This window comes from Bacillus sp. D48C, assembly GCF_053345735.1.
Genome location: NZ_JBKFAQ010000001.1, coordinates 93,731 through 112,172, shown reverse-complemented (window position 1 = coordinate 112,172; position 18,442 = coordinate 93,731). Strand labels below are relative to the sequence as shown.

14 protein-coding genes, 1 pseudogene and 3 riboswitches are annotated in these 18,442 nt (G+C 34.0%); of the genes and pseudogenes, 6 read left to right on the top strand and 9 right to left on the bottom strand.

Annotated elements, in window-relative coordinates; all coding sequences use genetic code 11:
• Positions 1-16 precede the first annotated feature (16 nt).
• The 3 genes from ACLBXA_RS00655 to ACLBXA_RS00645 form a co-directional block, all read right to left on the bottom strand.
• Complete coding sequence (locus ACLBXA_RS00655; protein WP_001180906.1) at positions 17-2,602, bottom strand: WxL domain-containing protein; 2,586 nt, start codon at positions 2,600-2,602, stop codon at positions 17-19.
• A gap of 152 nt (positions 2,603-2,754) precedes the next feature.
• Positions 2,755-2,843: riboswitch (cyclic di-GMP riboswitch) on the bottom strand.
• Positions 2,844-2,910: 67 nt separating this feature from the next.
• Positions 2,911-2,999, bottom strand: a riboswitch (cyclic di-GMP riboswitch).
• A gap of 68 nt (positions 3,000-3,067) precedes the next feature.
• Positions 3,068-3,156, bottom strand: a riboswitch (cyclic di-GMP riboswitch).
• A gap of 266 nt (positions 3,157-3,422) precedes the next feature.
• Positions 3,423-4,643: an ATP-binding protein gene (locus tag ACLBXA_RS00650; RefSeq protein WP_001032631.1), complete on the bottom strand. Its 1,221-nt coding sequence runs from the start codon at positions 4,641-4,643 to the stop codon at positions 3,423-3,425.
• A complete protein-coding gene (locus ACLBXA_RS00645) occupies positions 4,640-5,893 on the bottom strand; it encodes an ATP-binding protein (RefSeq protein ID WP_000664883.1) in 1,254 nt (417 codons plus the stop codon). The genes ACLBXA_RS00650 and ACLBXA_RS00645 overlap by 4 nt, the downstream gene beginning before the upstream one ends.
• Positions 5,894-6,074: 181 nt before the next feature.
• On the opposite strand from ACLBXA_RS00645, the gene ACLBXA_RS00640 reads away from it, so the two are divergent.
• Both ACLBXA_RS00640 and ACLBXA_RS00635 read left to right on the top strand, forming a co-directional pair.
• Entirely contained in the window at positions 6,075-8,105 is a 2,031-nt protein-coding gene (locus tag ACLBXA_RS00640; RefSeq protein WP_000348754.1) for a catalase, read from the top strand.
• Positions 8,106-8,120: 15 nt separating this feature from the next.
• Positions 8,121-8,930, top strand: a complete 810-nt coding sequence (locus tag ACLBXA_RS00635; protein ID WP_144514171.1) for an alpha/beta fold hydrolase — start codon at positions 8,121-8,123, stop codon at positions 8,928-8,930.
• 213 nt (positions 8,931-9,143) lie between these two features.
• Here ACLBXA_RS00635 and ACLBXA_RS00630 read toward each other — a convergent pair whose 3' ends face one another.
• Positions 9,144-11,210, bottom strand: a complete 2,067-nt coding sequence (locus tag ACLBXA_RS00630) for an LTA synthase family protein (protein WP_000873640.1) — start codon at positions 11,208-11,210, stop codon at positions 9,144-9,146.
• A 290-nt stretch (positions 11,211-11,500) separates the two neighbouring features.
• On the opposite strand from ACLBXA_RS00630, the gene ACLBXA_RS00625 reads away from it, so the two are divergent.
• On the top strand, positions 11,501-12,754 hold the full coding sequence (locus ACLBXA_RS00625; protein ID WP_000956215.1) for a glycosyltransferase family 39 protein: 1,254 nt from the start codon (positions 11,501-11,503) through the stop codon (positions 12,752-12,754).
• Positions 12,755-12,794: 40 nt separating this feature from the next.
• Here ACLBXA_RS00625 and ACLBXA_RS00620 read toward each other — a convergent pair.
• From ACLBXA_RS00620 to ACLBXA_RS00610, 3 genes and pseudogenes are all read right to left on the bottom strand, one after another.
• A pseudogene (locus ACLBXA_RS00620) lies at positions 12,795-13,236 on the bottom strand (DUF2196 domain-containing protein).
• Positions 13,237-13,572: 336 nt separating this feature from the next.
• Positions 13,573-13,803 (bottom strand): hypothetical protein, encoded by a 231-nt coding sequence (locus ACLBXA_RS00615; protein WP_000578979.1) that lies wholly within the window; start codon positions 13,801-13,803, stop codon positions 13,573-13,575.
• A gap of 10 nt (positions 13,804-13,813) precedes the next feature.
• Positions 13,814-14,110 (bottom strand): DUF3986 family protein, encoded by a 297-nt coding sequence (locus tag ACLBXA_RS00610; RefSeq protein WP_000455579.1) that lies wholly within the window; start codon positions 14,108-14,110, stop codon positions 13,814-13,816.
• A 120-nt stretch (positions 14,111-14,230) separates the two neighbouring features.
• Between ACLBXA_RS00610 and ACLBXA_RS00605 the strand changes: the two genes are divergently transcribed.
• The 3 genes from ACLBXA_RS00605 to ACLBXA_RS00595 are packed head-to-tail and all read left to right on the top strand — an operon-like array spanning position 14,231 to position 16,813.
• Entirely contained in the window at positions 14,231-15,238 is a 1,008-nt protein-coding gene (locus ACLBXA_RS00605; RefSeq protein WP_000733138.1) for an ABC transporter substrate-binding protein, read from the top strand.
• Between the two features lie 11 nt (positions 15,239-15,249).
• The gene (locus ACLBXA_RS00600) at positions 15,250-16,014 is read left to right on the top strand and encodes an ABC transporter ATP-binding protein (RefSeq protein ID WP_000009025.1); all 765 of its coding nucleotides are present in this window, start codon (positions 15,250-15,252) and stop codon (positions 16,012-16,014) included.
• Positions 16,007-16,813 (top strand): ABC transporter permease, encoded by an 807-nt coding sequence (locus ACLBXA_RS00595; RefSeq protein ID WP_000368777.1) that lies wholly within the window; start codon positions 16,007-16,009, stop codon positions 16,811-16,813. The genes ACLBXA_RS00600 and ACLBXA_RS00595 overlap by 8 nt, the downstream gene beginning before the upstream one ends.
• A gap of 34 nt (positions 16,814-16,847) precedes the next feature.
• Here ACLBXA_RS00595 and ACLBXA_RS00590 read toward each other — a convergent pair whose 3' ends face one another.
• Both ACLBXA_RS00590 and ACLBXA_RS00585 read right to left on the bottom strand, forming a co-directional pair.
• Positions 16,848-17,075, bottom strand: coding sequence for a hypothetical protein (locus ACLBXA_RS00590; protein ID WP_000849112.1), 228 nt, complete (start codon positions 17,073-17,075; stop codon positions 16,848-16,850).
• 227 nt (positions 17,076-17,302) lie between these two features.
• Entirely contained in the window at positions 17,303-18,415 is a 1,113-nt protein-coding gene (locus ACLBXA_RS00585) for a hypothetical protein (RefSeq protein ID WP_000737816.1), read from the bottom strand.
• Between the last annotated feature and the right edge of the window lie 27 nt (positions 18,416-18,442).

Genomic DNA, 18,442 nt, shown 5'->3' with positions numbered 1-18,442 from the left:
TATATTTCATATATTTTTAGAGAGGAGCATCGGTTAATGTCCATTCTAGCTGTCCAGCATATTTTGTATTTGCTTTGACATTCGGCCCTGGTTTTACTTGTAAATGAATTCCCTCGTTTTCCTTCCAATTTAATGAAACCTCCTCGTCGTTTTTAGAAGTATACGAGAATGCTTCTATACTAGAATTACTTAAAGGTGTATCCTTTCCATTTCGTTTGTAAATCAATGCTCCCGTCAATGTGTCATTTTGCGCTGAAGTTAATGGTGTAATTTCCTTTACATATACACTCCATTTTTGCTTTTTAACACGATTATCGGTTACCTTTAAAGAATTTGAAATCGCCTTCGGTGTGTATGTCGTTGTTTTCGATGGAATTGTTACATCTCCAAAGGTAATTTCTTTTGGTACGTCTACTAACTTTAAAGTCCCATCAACGACAGTAACCGGTACTTGAATCTCCGCTTGTACACCTTGCTTCGTTTCAATTACAACCGTTACAGTATGATTCCCTATTGTTTTTGTATCCGGAATATTGATTAACTTCATTACTGATATTGGTTTATCTACATCCAAATTCGTATCTACAGATAAATCTGTCACAAATTTAGAAATATCCATTTTTGTTAAATCTGTTCCTTGCACTACTTTTTGTGGGACTGGTTTCCCAGTCGGAATACCTTTATACCTTATTTTTGCGATTCCATCTCGATTACTATCTTGCCCATTCTTATCGTCATCTAAATAGTTTTTAGCTGACACCGGTATTTCAAGATAACCATCTTTATAATATTTCATTACATCAGCACCTTTTACAGGAGAACCTGTAATTGTCATCTCGTAAATTTTCCCGTTGAATTCTTCTGTTTTTAGCGCATTTGCTTTCGCAACCGCAGTGACCTTATTGTTTTTCCTGCTAATATCAAAGAAGCTACTTACATCATCTCCACTTTCCACATCTTGAATGGAAACATCATTCACAGTAAAATCCTTATTCACTTCACTTTCTAATACAAAAGATTTCGCATAGTGAATATCTTTCGATTGAGCAGGCATATTTTGATATACCTTATAAGAAAGTTGACGGGAATTATCTTCCACGATATCTCCTATTACACTTGGAGCTGGAATTTCAATTTGTGCAATCGCTAATTGGTCGTATGATACATTAACACCTGAAGCATTTAATCTAACTTCTAGCGGTAATTCTGTTAAATTATCAAATGTAATTGTCATATCTGCTTCTGGAGTAGCTACTGGGCCTGCTGTTCCAGAAAACTCTATTTTATTATTCCCTTTGTCTTGATACCTAATTGAACTCGTATCATACACGTATAAATTCGTTAAATGACTACCATCATTACGTAACGTTACATTTTTATAACTATTTATCCTTTTGAAATTCCACATTGCCGTTAATGGTACTTTTTTACTTGTTCCGTGTTCATAAAATTCAAAGGAAGCATTATAAGTTTGTCCTGACCTTCCGTTCCCATATAATTGTAAAAAGTTTTTTGCATCACCTTTAGTTATTGGTGTTTTAACATCTACAGATGAAGCTGTCATAGAGTGAATATTAATACGGACATCAATCCATTTCCCTTGATATTCACCAGCTTTTTTTACTAATACGTACTGTTCTCTATTTGAATTTCTAAATGTATATTGACTTTGACCAGTTCTGTCATTGCTACTACCCTTTACCTCATATGTTACTTGTGGGCTCCAAACAAATCTAAAAGCATATTTACCCGGGATAGAAGGCCCTTCACCTGTTCTATTATTTATTACCTTTACATTTGGATATCTAAGAATACTTGTAACAGGACTAGCAGCTAGTAGAGATTGGCTCTTTAATACCTTCTCAGCTTGAATAGCAGGTAATTCCTGATTATTTTCGTTTACCTTATTGCTCTCTTTTAATTCATTTTCCTTTGATACGAGTTCTTCATTAACCTTTTCTTTCTCTAAAGTATTCGTTTCTTTTGGAACTTCAGCATTAGTAGGCTTTATTTCTTGTTTTTTATTTTCTTCCGATACTTTTACTTTTTCATTTTTTTCTTTTTTCACAACTTCCTCTGAAGCCTTTGGATTTTCATCAGAAATAGCTACATTTAAAGCCTCTTTTTTCTCTACAACATGTAGAGAAGGAGATTCAATTTTCTTTTCATTCCCTTCAAACTTCACTATCGGTTCAAATTTGTACTCTCCAGCTTTTTTCATTTGAATGACTACATATACGTCACCGATAAAATTACTTTGTTCATTCTTTTCAATTTTTACAATGTGATCTTCTGTTACTGAAATGTTTTGAATCGCTTTATTATTTTCATTCATTTTTTTCGTTTCTTCTTCATTAAAGAGCTGCTCATTAGATAATTTCAGCTCGATATTAGCATCTTGTTTATTTGTATTTGTAATCTTTAATACTACATTTTCATCAACTTTTATTTCTTGTTTATCCATATGAACGATAAAACGTCCTTGCTCGTCATTTGTAACCGCATAAACTTTCGTTGCAGAGTAGTCTAGCACACCAACTTGTGTAAATAATATTCCTCCAGCGAGAAGTATACGCCCAAATTTCCCTATTTGATTTTGCAATGTACTTCCCTCCCTCGCTTTTTATGCACAGAATATTCCGAACATTAAATGTATTAATCGACTAAATTTACAATCATAATGTGTATTCTGAAAAAATAAAAAGCCTGGTTGCCTTTTCGATTTTCATATATCACAACATGTGTGAAAATCCAAACTGCAACCAGACTATCATAGTAATTTTCATTACCTTAGACTCTTAGCTTTGCGACCTATCCTTTCGAACAGTGTGCCTATTTATTTTTTTTGAGACAACAAAAAGTCCAGTTGCCTCTTCGATTTTCATACACACAACTATGTGTGAAAATCCAAACTGCAACCAGACTATCATAGTAATTTTCATTACCTTAGACTCTTAGCTTTGCGACCTATTCTTTCGAACAGTGTGCCCATTTATTTTTTTTTAAGAAAACAAAAAGTCCAGTTGCCTCTTCGATTTTCATACATACAACTATGTGTGAAAATCCAAACTGCAACCAGACTATCATAGTAATTTTCATTACTTTAGACTCTTAGCTTTGCGACCTATCCTTTCGAATAGTGTGCCAAATATAGGAATTTATTTATCGTGTTTTGAATATACCATTAAAACCCAAAAAAGAAAATAGTTTTTTTAGAAAAAAATAATTAATTTTTATAGTCTAAATTCCCCCCGGAAAATCCATAATGAAAACTTTCAAAAAACATTTTGATATTAAAAACACATCATACATTCTTTATAGATAAAGTGAAACTTTAATCAGCCCTCACCAATCGGGCTGCCCGGCAAATAGCGGGATAAAATAAAAAAACATCACTTCCAAATAAGTGATGTTTTTTGTAGTTAATGCAGTGGTAACATAACCTCAACCGTCGTTCCAACCCCAACTTCACTTTCAAAACTCATTTTACCGTTGTGATCTTTAATAATTTTTTCTGTAACTACTAAACCTAGACCAGTTCCTGTTTCTTTCGTTGTATAAAAGGCTTCGTTTAACTTTGGAATTTTATCTTTCGGAATGCCGCATCCCTCATCTTTCACTTGAACGATGATTCCTTCTTTTACAGTAACTTTAATCGTAATTGTTCCGCCAACTGACATTGCTTCAATTGCATTTTTAATTAAATTAAAAAAGACCTGTTTTAATCGTTTTTCATCACATGTAATTGATGGTAAGTCTTTACTGTAAATACCTTGTATGTGGACTCCTTGTTTTAAAGCAGGCTTTTCCATAACTCGAATAACATAAGAGATAATTTCTTGTATGTTATGAGTTTCTGATTCTAGTGATTTAGATTTCTCAAATCCACTAAGTTCTGTAGCAATTATATGAATCCGATCTACTTCTTGTTTCATAATATCACTATAAATTTTATCCTCTGGATGCTTGTCTGCTTGTTTATTCACAAGTTTTTTTAAGTTTGCTAAAGGTCTTCTAATCTTATAACCAATAACCGTTGCCATCTTTCCAACAGCTGCTAGTTTTTCTGTTTGTTTTATTTCTTTGTCCATCATCTCAAGCGTACGAACGTAAGACTGAACCCTCAAAAATATAATCCAACATATAATAGTAAATACACTATATAATGCCATTGGGATTAAAACGAGAGAAGATTGAATAATGATTCCTGTAAAAGCGTACTTCCCGACAAGTATCGCTGGAACTAACCAGAAATATCTTTTATTCACAAAGATTGGTGCAAACAAAATAAAAAATACTTCTACTATATTTCCACCGTCAAATTCCGCATCGCTACCATAATAAATCATAATGTTGTGGATACAATCTAATACATTATAGCCAATTAGAATAATATACTTTACCGCAAAAACATTCTTCCATTTCATAAAGTATATTCCAATGCAAAACAATACTACCATCAAAAAGTAAAGCCATAAACCTAAACCATCTTCAAACTTTCCTACGCCTTCTTGCTCTCCCGCGATTAAAGGTACGATAAATTCATAGGCAAGATCATACACAAAAAATATAATAAAAAATAAACTTAAAAATACTTTCAACGCCTTTATTTCTTCATTTTTAAATATATAGCCTTTATTCATATGGTAACTCCTAGCTTTTCTTCCACTTGAATTTCAGTATTTCCACACTTCCTTGGCAGAATAATGTCTATTCTCGTTCCAGTATTTCTTTCACTTGAAATATGTAACTCACCAAGGTGCTCGGCGACAATTCGATTCGCTACTGTAAGACCCAGACCAATTTTATCTTGTTTCGTTGTATAAAAGGCCTCTGTAACACGGGTTAAGTTTTCTTGCTTAATACCATGACCATTATCAATTAAGCTGATCATCACATACTCTTTCCCTTTATTTTCTAACCGTAAATGTAATATGCCACCTTGCTCCATTGCTTCTAAAGCATTTTTTATCGTATATAGAAAGACTCCTCTTATTCTTCGTTCATCACATTCAACTTCTATTGTTTGTTCTCCCACATTAGAAATAAGCTGCACATTTAATTCATTCATTTTTTCGCGAAGAGTTGTTGTTGCTTGTAATACAATTTTTCCCAGATCATGTTTCTTATAAATAGAAGGCTTGCATGTAGCAACTTCCATCAACTCACTTATCATATTATTCATATTTTCTATTTCAAAGATCATACGTTTATAAACAGGATCCTCTTCATGCTTCTCTCTTTGTAATTGCGTAAATCCTTTTAATGAAGCGAGTGGATTTTTAATTTCATGTCCAACCGTCGCTGCCATTTTTCCGATTACTGCTAATTTTTGTGATTCACTAGCAATCGCAATACTTTCCTTTACAGCTGAAAGATATTGTAAAAATCGGTTTAAAATGATATATGCAGCTATTAACATAAGTGTACACATAATAAGGAACATAAATGCTTTTATTTCCTCTAATACAAATAAATAAATTAAATATTTTCCTACAATAGAAGAAAGTAAGATTACATAAAATTTTTTATTTAAAAATATGGGTACAAAGAAAATGAGAATAATTTCTATTATATTTGTCGCATCAAACGCCGCCTTATTATAAAAAATATACGAAAATATATTAGCGATTTCTATCCCTATGTATGCAAATATCCATGCATATTTAACAAGGTTTGCCTTCTCTTTTTTCATTAAATATATATTCACGCACAGTATTGCTACTCCGCAAATAACTTGCCATACTATGTTGTATCCCTTATCCATTATTGATTTATTGTCTAATACAATTGCATAGAAAATTTGATATACAATAACAATAACATATAACACCCATAAAAGGATTTTTGCATTCCTTTCTTCTTCTTTATATGATAGAAAACTTTCTTTCACTTCAACACCCCTTCAAAATAATATCTCGAAGAATACCATTTATTATAATAAATGATTTTCATAGACAAACAAAGATAAATCGCACATTTGAGGAAAATCATCCCAACGATGCAACATCTTCATGCTATATACAAGCATAAAAACCATAAACAATAATACGTATATTATGGGAGGTGTTTTTATGGACGGCAAAAAAAATAAAAAGATAGAACAACTCCAATCTTTCACGCGTGAAAATGAAGGAAAGGAGATGACAACAAATACAGGTGTTAAAATTTCAAATGATGAAAACTCTTTAACAGCTGGAGATCGTGGCCCTACCCTTCTAGAAGATTTCCTTATGCGAGAAAAACTTTCTCACTTTGACCGTGAACGAATTCCAGAACGAGTCGTTCACGCACGAGGATACGGAGCACATGGCATTTTTGAGTTATATGAATCTTTAGAAGAGCTAACAATGGCCCATTTTCTACAAGACCCTTCAAAAAAAACACCGCTTTTCATTCGTTTCTCTGAAGTAGCTGGATCAAAAGGAGCAAATGAAACGAATCGAGATGTAAGAGGATTCGCCGTTAAATTTTATACAGAAGAAGGAAATTTTGATTTAGTAGGAAACAATATTCCCATTTTCTTTATTCAAGATGGCATTAAATTCCCTGATCTTATTCACGCCCTTAAACCAGAGCCGCATAATGAAATTCCACAGGGACAAACAGCACATGATACTTTTTGGGACTTCATCGCCAATAATCAAGAATCAGCTGCAATGATGATGTGGATTATGTCCGATCGTACAATTCCAAGAAGCTTTCGAATGATGCAAGGATTTGGCGTTCATACATTTCGTTTCGTTAATAAAAATGGAAAGTCACGATTCGTGAAATTCCACTGGAAGCCAAAGCTCGGCGTTCATTCGTTAATTTGGGATGAAGCACAAAAACTAGGTGGTGCTGATCCAGATTACCATCGCCGTGATTTGTGGGAAAATATTAATGCTGGAAACTATCCTGAGTACGAACTTGGCATTCAAATTTTAGAAGAAGAGGACGAATTTAAATACGGCTTCGATATATTAGATGCAACGAAAATTTGGCCTGAAGAAGATTTTCCCGTTAAAATCATTGGGAAAATGACCTTAAATCGCAATGTAGATAATGTATTCGCTGAAACTGAACAAGTGGCACTACACCCTGGAAGTATCATTCGTGGTATTGACTTTACCAATGACCCTCTCTTACAAGGTAGACTCTTTTCTTATACAGACACACAATTAGCACGCGTTGGTACAAATTATCAAGAACTACCGATTAACCGTCCAATATGCCCATTTCATAACAATCAAAGAGATGGTGCATCTAAATATATAATTGACAAAGGAAACGTTGCCTACCATAACAATTCCTTAGCAAATAATTCTCCTTATACTGTACCTGGGACAAAGGGGGGGTTCGTTACATATCCTTCTACTGTATCTGGTCATAAAACAAGGGAAACTGCTGCTAGCTTCAAAGACCACTTCTCTCAAGCTCGTTTATTTTGGAATAGTATGAGTCACGTCGAAAAAATCCATATTATACAAGCTTTCTCCTTTGAATTAGGAAAAGTCAAAAGTAAATCTGTCCGCCAACAAGTCGTTGATATGATTGGACATATTAGTACAGAATTGGCTACTTTAGTTGCAGAAGCTCTCGGAGCAAAAGTCCCAAATGTGCAAGAATCCAACGTTACAAAATCATCTCCAGCACTCAGTATGGCAAATACGACCTTTAGTCCTAATACATTACGAGTAGGTGTCATTGTTGCAAATGGATATGATGGGCCAAGCGCACAATATATAATAAATCAGTTCAAACAAGTAGGTCTTCAACCAGTGATCGTTTCCGAACGATTAGGCATAGTGCAGGGAACATCAAATGGACATTGGGAAGTAAATGATACTTTCTTAACAGGCTCACCACTCCTTTATGATGGATTACTTCTTATCGGCGGAAAGATGGATGATCATTTTCTTAACAAAGCAAGTTCCTTTGTCGTAGAATCATATAATCACTTTAAGCCGATTGGCTCCTTCCAAAACGGCTCTTCTATTATTCAATCTTTAAATATAGAAGGAAAGCCTGGTGTTTTAATAGAACAAGACCCTACGCGACTAGCAAATGAATTTATTAAAGCTATGACAAAACAACGCTTTTGGGATAGAGCATATTCATAAAATAGGGGGACATTTATGTTTGTTACTGTCGAGAAAGATGTGCATATTTTTGTGCAAGACGTTAATCCTGGTCCAGGTAGTAAGACTGTTTTCTTCGTTCACGGATGGCCTTTAAATCATCAAATGTATCAATATCAACTCAATGTTTTACCAGAGCATGGCTTTCGCTGTATCGCCATGGATATACGAGGGAATGGGCAATCTGATAAGCCATGGACTGGTTACACGTATGATCGATTAGCCGATGATATCGCAATTGTTCTAGAAGCACTCCAAGTAGAGAACGCTACATTAGTCGGTTTCTCAGTTGGTGGTGCTCTTTCTATTCGCTATATGTCTCGCTATAATGGGCGCCGCATTTCTAAGCTCGCATTAATTGACGCTGTCTCCCCCTCTTTCGTTAAAAATCAAGAGTCCCCTTACGGTGTACCGAAAGAACAAGCAGATGCTCTCATTAATCAAATGTATGCTAATTTACCAAAATTTTTAAATGATGTATCTTTATCCTTTTTCAATAGAAACTTAGGAGCTGCAACCCTTGAATGGTTTTCTTATCTCGGTATGCAGTCCGCTTCTTATGCCCTTATCAAAATTTTACAAGCAGCTGCAAATGAAGATGTAACGAAAGATTTAAATAAAATTAACGTCCCAACAAAAATCTTCCACGGCGTTCACGACCAACTAATTCCTTACAAAAGTGCTGAGCTTACGCAACAACGAATTAAAAATTCTCAGTTACATGCTCTTACAAATAGTGGCCATGGTTCACCAATCGATCAAGCGGGTGAATTAAATAAAGAACTGATAAAATTTTTACATGCATAACAACTGCAATACAAGATTGAAAGTTAACATAATCGATTTTTTACAAAACATAAAATTCACACATTTCTCACAAATATACAAATAAAACGATTACATTTTCATATATACTAAATGTACAAGTAATACTCCCTAAACCCAGCTTGTCTGGTTACCCCGTTAAATACTATGAAAAAAGAACTTGTATCGTTATACAAGTTCTTTTTGTTTCTTTTATTAAAAGAGGATTTCTTTGCTATATTGATTTCCAACGAGTAAATCATATTGAAGCATTTTATATTGCTCTAACATTTCTTTTTGTTTCTTTGTTAAATCATTGATTACTTCCCCATTTTTATCAACTTTTAATTCATCTCTAAGCACTGGTATTTCCTTGTAAAGTCCCGATAAAAATTGATAAAATGAGGATTTATTTAACCCTGCATAATCAAAAATAAGATTAGAAAAATGAATTGGGCTTACTAAACCTAAATTATCATTTGGCATATCAAAGTTTGCATACATTAATAGCGGCGTTTGCGCCATTGCTAAACGTTCACTCGGTGTTTTTTCATTCGTTATATACCCATTTTCTTTATAAAAAGATTTATTTGTTCCTAATGATGGAAGGTGATCTCCAAAGAATACTAATAATGTAGGTCTATCTAAATTATCTAGTTGCTCTATTAAATATTGAAGAGCCTCATCTGAACGTCTTAACCCTTCTGTATACGTCTCTAATTCTCCCTTTGATTCTTCATTTTCTAGCCCGCTAATTTCTATTAGATTTTCACCAAATCGGCCCTCTGTAAATGGAAAATGATTTTGCATCGTAACTGCATGAATAAATGTAGGTTGTTTTTGTTTCTCTAACTCAGCAATTATCTCTTCACTCATCGCTAAATCACTAATATAATCTCCATCAATATCCACATTTTCCATCGTGTCCTCTGCATTAAACTTATCAAATCCTAACACCTTATATACATCATCACGTTTAAAGAATGTGCGTCCAAATGAATGAATTGCACTTGTGTAATAGCCTTCTTTTTTCAAAGCCGTCGGGATTGATGGAATTTCTTTCTTATTTGTAATAACCTGCTGATATGGTATAGAACCTGGCTTTAACAAACTCATTGAATAACTCGTTAATGCCTCAAATTCAACGTTCGCCGTATTTCCCCCAAATGTAGGAGAAATAGTTTGTCCACCAGGAAAGTTTTCTATATAATGATGTAAATTTGGTACAGGATCTTCACTAAAAGAAAGGTTGGTTACTTTCGTCGGATCCCAAAACGATTCACTCATTACAAAAATAATATTCGGTTTCTCTTTTTTCTTTTCGTTCCCTATATTTCCACTATATTGTTTTTTTATATCGTTTGCTATTTGAAGCATATTTTCTTTAGAATAATTTTTTGGTTTTTCCATAACTGTTGTATCTAAATTGCTAATAAACCCCAGTACAAAACCATTTGAAGCATAGTTCTCATTTTGATTCCACAAAACAAAATCTACACCTGATTTTTGAAATACTTTATTCATAAATGTATTCGCAAAATTACCGTACGCATATAGAACAAAAATAGATCCTACTACTAATAAGGCTCTTATTCCTAGATGAATCTTTACATTTTGAATATACCTTCTCATATATATCCCTGCTACAATACAAGCCACGATACTTACGATAATGATTAAAATATAACTCCAGCTAAAATAGTCCATCACCATCGGTATAACAGATTGCATATGCGTAATTTGTGTGAAATCAGAAGGATATAACGGATCCCCTCTGAAAATAAGCTTCAAATAATTCACAATACCTAAAATGACTAACGTACAGCTAGATAAAACCATACTTAGAAAAACCTTACCTATTAAATTATATACAAGAATATATATTGCATAAATTACTACAAAACTTAATATAAACTGCATATTATAAATGTAAATCCAATTCATTGTCTCTATGAAACTCATATTAACTTGCATTACAATATAAAATAATGCTACTGCATGAGCTAGCAAAAATAATATAAAATGCACTCGCAGGGATACCCTAGGTATAGACATCTCTTTTTTATTGAAATGCGTAATATAAAATGTTATGCCCCATATGAAAATCATCATAACACTTAAAATAAGCTTTTGATTTAAATGATCTTTCATCATGTCTAAATTAAAAACCTTTAAAATCATAAACAGCATAGTTATTACTAATAAAGTCACCATACTACTTATAATGCTAGAAATTAATATACTTCTTTTCGGAAGATGAAAAAGTGTAGAACCATACTTCAATTCATTCCCTCGTTTCTATGTCTTAATTTCCCCCGCATCGAAAGAACTATTTCTATTAAAATAACATATATTACATATTTCGTCTGTATACTTGCTTCTATTATAAATGTATTGTCTTAATATTCCCTTAATCAACAGTTAAATTGTGACATACAAATTACTCATTCTTGAAAAACTTAATTTTGATATTCTACTTTATGATATAATAACTATGTTTTGGAAATCCTTAATACTATTAAAGATTTCACATAAAAATACGAAAGAATTAATAAAAAAGGAGTTGCTCATTTTTGCTTACTAAGTTTAAGAGTTTGCCTAAAGCGGTATATGCAATTTTGGCGCTTTCTTTCCTGTTGCACGTTTTTTGTTTAGTAAAACAGCCAGGATTAGATGGAGAGTTAGTCAAAGTAACATATGGTGCAAATGATGCCTTTAACTATTCGTTAACAGCTGAACAACTATTAAAACATGGTGTATTTGGTTATGTGTATTTAGAACCTAGTGAAGTTCCAGGGAAAAATGCATATATCACACCAGGTCAGCCATTACTATTAGCTGGCGCTATGATTATTTCTGATATTACATCAATTCCTTACTATTACGTAGCAACTGTTATTAACATGATCATGAACCTTTGCACAGTGCTATTGGTATTCTTAATAGGAAAAGAATTGTTCGAAAAAAACATTTATGGAATTGTTGCAAGTATTTTATATGCTATTTATCCAAGTAACTATACATACTTCCGTACATTGCTAACAGAAGTTCCATCCATATTCTTATTGGCATTATGTGTATATGTATTTGTTCTCGCATGGAAATACAATAAAACGAAATTCCATATATGGTTTGGAATTGTCGTTTCAATTTTACTTATGTTCCGTCCAAATCCAGCTCCAATGATGCTCATTCCTGTTCTTGTTGTGTTATTTACATATGGATTTAAAGACTCCATTCGAATCGGATTGTTATGGTTTATCGGACCGTTCTTGATTATTGGCGCATGGGTTGTTCGTAACTATTTAGCGCTCAACCAATTTATTTTATTCTCAACCCAAGGTGCAGATCCACTGATTGCCGGTGCAGATCCATTCAATAAAATTGGCTATGAAAATATAGTAAATGAAATGAGAGCTAAAGGCTTAGATGACAAAGGTGCATACGCAAAGGAATTAATCAAGAATGGATTTAAGACGGACTTCACTTATTGGTTCTCTTGGTTCACTGTCGGTAAAACAATTGAGTTATTCAAAACAGCTCCTGCTGTAGACCAATACCGTATTCATAATTTTATGCAACTATGTCATAGAGTGTTTATCATTGGTACATTCTTGAGCAGCTTCTGCCTCATGCTAAATTCATTTAAACATAAACGCGTTATGATGCTAGTAGCAAGTTCTATTATTTACATTATCTTCTCAAACTTATTCTTAGCAATTAACCGCTACGGATTTTTCATTAATCCTCTTATGTGCTTAATTCTTGCATACGGATTAATTCACATTGCGCAGAAGCTTCCATTCTTCCGCACTAACCAAGCATAATAAGAAAGAGGTCGGCCATCTGTGGCCGACCTCTTTCTTATTACCCAACACTTTGCACACGGCCCATTTGTCCATTCTGTAATCGCACTTTAATTCCATATGTATGTGTTTCTGTATTTATCAAAATATCTTTCACAACACCACTCACTGTTTTACTATAATCATTATCTAATTGGATAACTACATGTGAACCAACTGAAATTTGTGATCGTGTTGGTTTCCCGCCCGTTGTTTGTTTTGTATTTTCTTGCTTTTGTGTTCTCTCTTGTTGTACAGGTTGTTGCTGAGCTTTCTGTTGCTCTTGTTTTCGTCGCTCTTCTTGCTTACGCTTTTCTTCCTCTGCTTTTTGCTGTTCTTCTTGCTTACGTTTTTCTTCCTCTGCCACTTTTTTATCTTCTTCTATTTTTTGCTCATCTGTTGTTGCTTTTACTTTTTCTTCCTCACCTTTTACAAGCACTTAAAGCAATTACATATAAGCCCATAAGTACAGAAAATAATACTTTTTTTTACATGAAAAAATCATCCTATATATATTACAAATTAATAACTTTCATAGCATAACAAAAGTATATATATTCTTTTGTCAAAATTCGTCTTATATATTCATTTTATTATATTAAAATAAAACTTATACTTAGAAAGACAAGATTTATGATATGAATACATGAAAAAATTCATATTCCAAAATCATTTTTACAAGTGCTACTTTACGTATAAATACAAGTTTTTAACAACTATTACTATAACGAAAAGAACCTGCCACAAGACAGGTTCTTTTCGTTATTTTATGATAAAAGAGAAAATGATTAGCATGTGTATTATATAAAAGGAAGCAGCCATATTTTCCATACGATACATACGAGTACTATAACTACAAAATCAAAAAAATCTAATCTCGGACCTTTTTTCATATTCATATGTAGCCACATATGAAACCATTTTATTTTCATATATTTATGAATGTTTTTCTTGGCAAATCGGTAAATAAGCATTTGCATGATAAAAAATCCGGCCACAAAAATAAATAATAAGATGAGAAATCCAATCACAAAATTCCTCCTATTTTTGTAGCGTTTTTTCTACTATCCGATTTTTCAAAACCCACTCTTCAAACTGGGCACTTCCAAATTCCCAGCTAAGATCGCGAGCATGTACAGAAAAAACGTAATGACCAGCATATTCGTCCATAAACCTCCCTAACTCTACATCGTCTTTCTGAATACCGTATACTCCAAAATTAAAATACACATCCCATACGTCTTCATTCTTCCTCTTATAAGCAATCGATTCCATGTCGCATTCTGTCCCAAAATAATCAAGATGTAAATGTACGCTATCATCGTATTCGTACTCCATTTTATCACCCCTTATATTTGTACTTCTTTACCATCCAAAAAATTCCTGCTATCTACACTCACATATAGGCACTTACCTACATATCATGCTTGTAGAGTGACTTCTAGGAGGTGTTATATAGTGAAAAAATTAATCGCGATTTTTTGCATCATGTTACTAGCTGTTTTTACTTTTGCTGCTTGTAGTAATAAAAAAGAAGGTACGAAAGAACAAACTCAAAACATTCGTGTCGGCGAAGTTACCCATTCTCTCTTCTACGCCCCGTTATATGTCGGGATTGAAAAAGGATTTTTTAAAGATGAAGGACTAGATATTGACCTACAAACAACAGCCGGTGGCGATAAAACGATGACCGCCCTATTATCTGGCGGAATTGATATTGCTCTCGTCGGTTCTGAAACTTCTATTTACGTTCATCAACAAGGAGCGAAAGACCCTATCATTAACTTTGCACAGCTTACACAAACAGATGGGACATTTTTAGTTTCACGTAAAAAACTAGACTCTTTTAATTGGAATGACGTAAAAGGTGTTACATTTTTAGGACAGCGTAAAGGCGGCATGCCGCAAATGGTTGGGGAATACGTTTTAAAGAAAAATGGCATTGATCCTCATAAAGATACAAACTTAATTCAAAATATTGAGTTTGCTAATATTGCAAATGCCTTTGCATCTGGTACTGGAGAGTTTGTGCAGCTCTTTGAACCGACTGCAAGTATACTTGAGAAAGAAGGTAAAGGTTATATCGTCGCTTCATTCGGAAATGAATCTGGTACTGTTCCTTATACAACGTTCATGGCAAAAGAAAGTTTCTTAAAGAAAGATAAAGCTGCTGCTGAAAAGTTCACACGTGCGCTCTATAAAGCACAGCAATGGGTTGATACACATAGCCCAGAAGAGATTGCTGATGCTGTTTCTCCGCTATTTAAAGACACTTCAAAAGACATAACAATACAAGTAATTGAACGGTATAAAAAACAGCATTCTTATGCGACAAATCCACTACTAGATGCGGAAGAATGGAAACAGCTCCAAACTATTATGAAAGACGCTGGCGAATTACAAAAAGAAGTTCCACATGAAGCGCTCGTCAATACAAAAATTGCCGAAAGCGTTATTAAGAAATAGAGGCGAAGTGTATGAGTTTTTTACAAATACGTAACGTTTCTCACTGCTTTTTTGCAAAAGAGAATGCCAAACTTATTCTCGAAGATATGAGCTTACAAGTGGAAGAAGGCGAATTTATTTCTATACTCGGTCCAAGTGGTTGTGGTAAAACAACACTCCTCTCAATCATTGCTGGGCTACTTGATCCAATTGACGGTATCGTCTTTTTAGATGGTGAACCGATTACAACGAAAACTTCATCTATGGGATATATGTTGCAACAAGATTACTTATTCCCTTGGAAAACGATTGAAGAAAATATTATGCTTGGACTTCATATTCGAAAGATTTATGATGAACAGATGAAAGAACATACTTTAAATCTTTTAAAACAAGTCGGTCTACATGGGGTAGAAGGACAATATCCTCGTGAACTATCCGGCGGTATGCGTCAACGTGCCGCTCTCGTTCGAACATTAGCGACTGATCCAAAAATTTTATTACTAGATGAACCATTCTCCGCACTCGATTATCAAACGAAATTAAAACTAGAAGAACTCGTTTTCAACTTGCTAAATAAATATAAGAAAACATCACTACTTGTTACTCACGATATTGAAGAAGCGATCGCGATGAGTGATCGTATTTATTTACTGCAAGCGAATCCTGGAAAAATCGCAAAAACCTTTATCGTCCCGGAAAGTATCCGTTCTTTATCACCGTTAGAAGCACGCCATCACTACGATTTCCCAGCCCTCTTTCAAGATATATGGAAGGAGCTGGAACGACTTGGATAATATAAAACAACTACATGAACAGTTTCGAAAGAAAGAACGTAGGCGTGCTTGGATTGCTCGCTCTCTACAACTTTTACTACTTATTCTTTTCTTTGCACTATGGGAAATATCTAGCAAAAGAGAATGGATTGATCCTTTACTCTTTAGCTCTCCTTCAAGTATTTGGGATCTCTTCTTAACGAAATGGATCGACGGTTCACTTTGGGTCCACATATGGACGACATTGCTGGAAACGGGAGTAGGCTTCATTCTCGGAACAGTACTTGGTGCTATTATTGCAACGTTTCTTTGGTGGATGCCACTTCTAGCCCGCGTACTTGATCCTTATCTCGTCGTCCTAAATGCAATGCCAAAAGTTGCACTCGGTCCAATCATCATCGTTATTTTCGGTCCAAACATTTCATCTTCTATCGCAATGGGAGTAATCATTTCCATCATCATTACCATTCTCGTTATTTACAGTGCGTTTCAAGAAGTCGATTCTAACTATATAAAAGTGATGGACACATTTGGCGCAAATAAATGGCAATGTTATAAGCAAGTCGTTCTCCCTGCATCCTTTCCAGCAATTATCTCAACGTTAAAAGTAAACGTTGGTTTATCCTGGGTCGGTGTTATTTTCGGAGAACTTCTCGTTTCCAAACAAGGACTTGGCTACTTAATTAGCTACGGATTCCAAGTCTTTAACTTCACACTCGTCTTACTTAGCGTACTACTCACATGTGTTCTTGCAACTCTTATGTATGTATTTGTCGAGGCATTTGAAAAAATTCTAATTGGAAAAAGAAAAAGAAGCTGACTCAAAACAGTGCGCTATAGTCAGCTTCTTTCTTTTACCTTTTATCACACATTTTCGTTTCATTTGTAATGTTTCCATCCGCAACCGTAACTGTATGAAAACAGTCTTTCACACGTACTGTAACGACATTATCTTTTCGATCTATCACATGATAATCATTAAACTTTTCATTCAAAGCACTACGAATTTGCTCCCCTTCAAAAATCGGAAAACCGTGAGACATTACCCAAATGAGACCAGCAACAGCAAGAATCGTTTTCATACGTTTCATTACCTCCTCGAGAGTAAACTTATAGTCCCTACAACACGCGCATTATAATTGTGTCTAAATTGTGACATTTTTATACTAATTCTATTTTATACCGCCAGTTCCTTCTTCTTTTCGATAAAAATACAGAATTTTCAATTTTATCAACATGAAAAAACGTAAAGAATTAAAAATTCTTCACGCTTTACTTTAACGAAACTATATCGAACGCATAACTCACATTAGTCTCCACTTTGTTGTTCTATCGTTTTCGAAACATCATATAATCCTGACAGCACTTCCGCTCTCATTTTTACAAGCTCAGGGAACTGATGGAAGAAAGCAATTTTCTTATATTTTAACTCTGTTCCTTCTTTCACTTTTTTTGAATCTTGTAAAATGAACGCTGTAAATGTATCTGCGATATCTTCCGTTACATTTGTTGTTCCATACAGCGATACAAACTCATCATGCTTTTCTTTATAAAATTTAATTTGTGCCTCTTCACTTTCTTCTACTTGCTTTTCTGTCCACTCTTGTTCAATTGGTTTCCAAAATTCATTATAAAATTGGTTAATATACGAAGTTTTTCTCGCACATCCATTTTTCAAGAACACCGTTTTACATTTATTTCGATATGATGAAATGTCTTTCTCTTCATCAAACGCCTCTAAATATTTCCTATCCACTGGTACTTGTTTATGCCCAATCGTTAATACGTGAGCCGTTTCATGAATTAATGTTTTCATCACTTCATCTATATTCACCCCAGAATCGAGCACGTCTAAACTAAGCAACCAATCTCTCGGGTCATCCATACTTGGCATGACATGAGCAACAACGCCATCATAACCATCCGTTATTAGATCAAACCCTGTTATATTCTCACGATATTTCACTGGAATGAGAGTGCGATACATGTCCCATAAAGTTTCATGATACTCTCTATCTTGCCGCTGGCTTAACAAATCATCTTTTGCTACTTCGTCATCTGCAAAAGCTTTATTCAATCTCTTACGATCCAATTTCTCAAAATAAGGATCTACAATTTCATCATCATCGATATAATAAGAAGCTAAAAAGAAATAATTGTCATCCTCTTCTTTTTTCTGTTCCGCCTCTTTCATATTCATACTTTCATACTCTTCTATGTCATAATCCTCTACTTTTTCAAGTTCTGAAAGTCCCTCTATCTTTTTATATACTTTTTGTAATGTTTTATCTCCTATTTGCGTGCACTCTTCTTCTGTTTTACAAATTTCTTTTTCTTTCGTAACCTCAATAGCACTATCGCATCCTGCAACTAAACTGCTTGCTATCATACAACACATTAACTTGCCATACAGTTTCTTCATACAATCCCCCATTATTCCATTCTACAA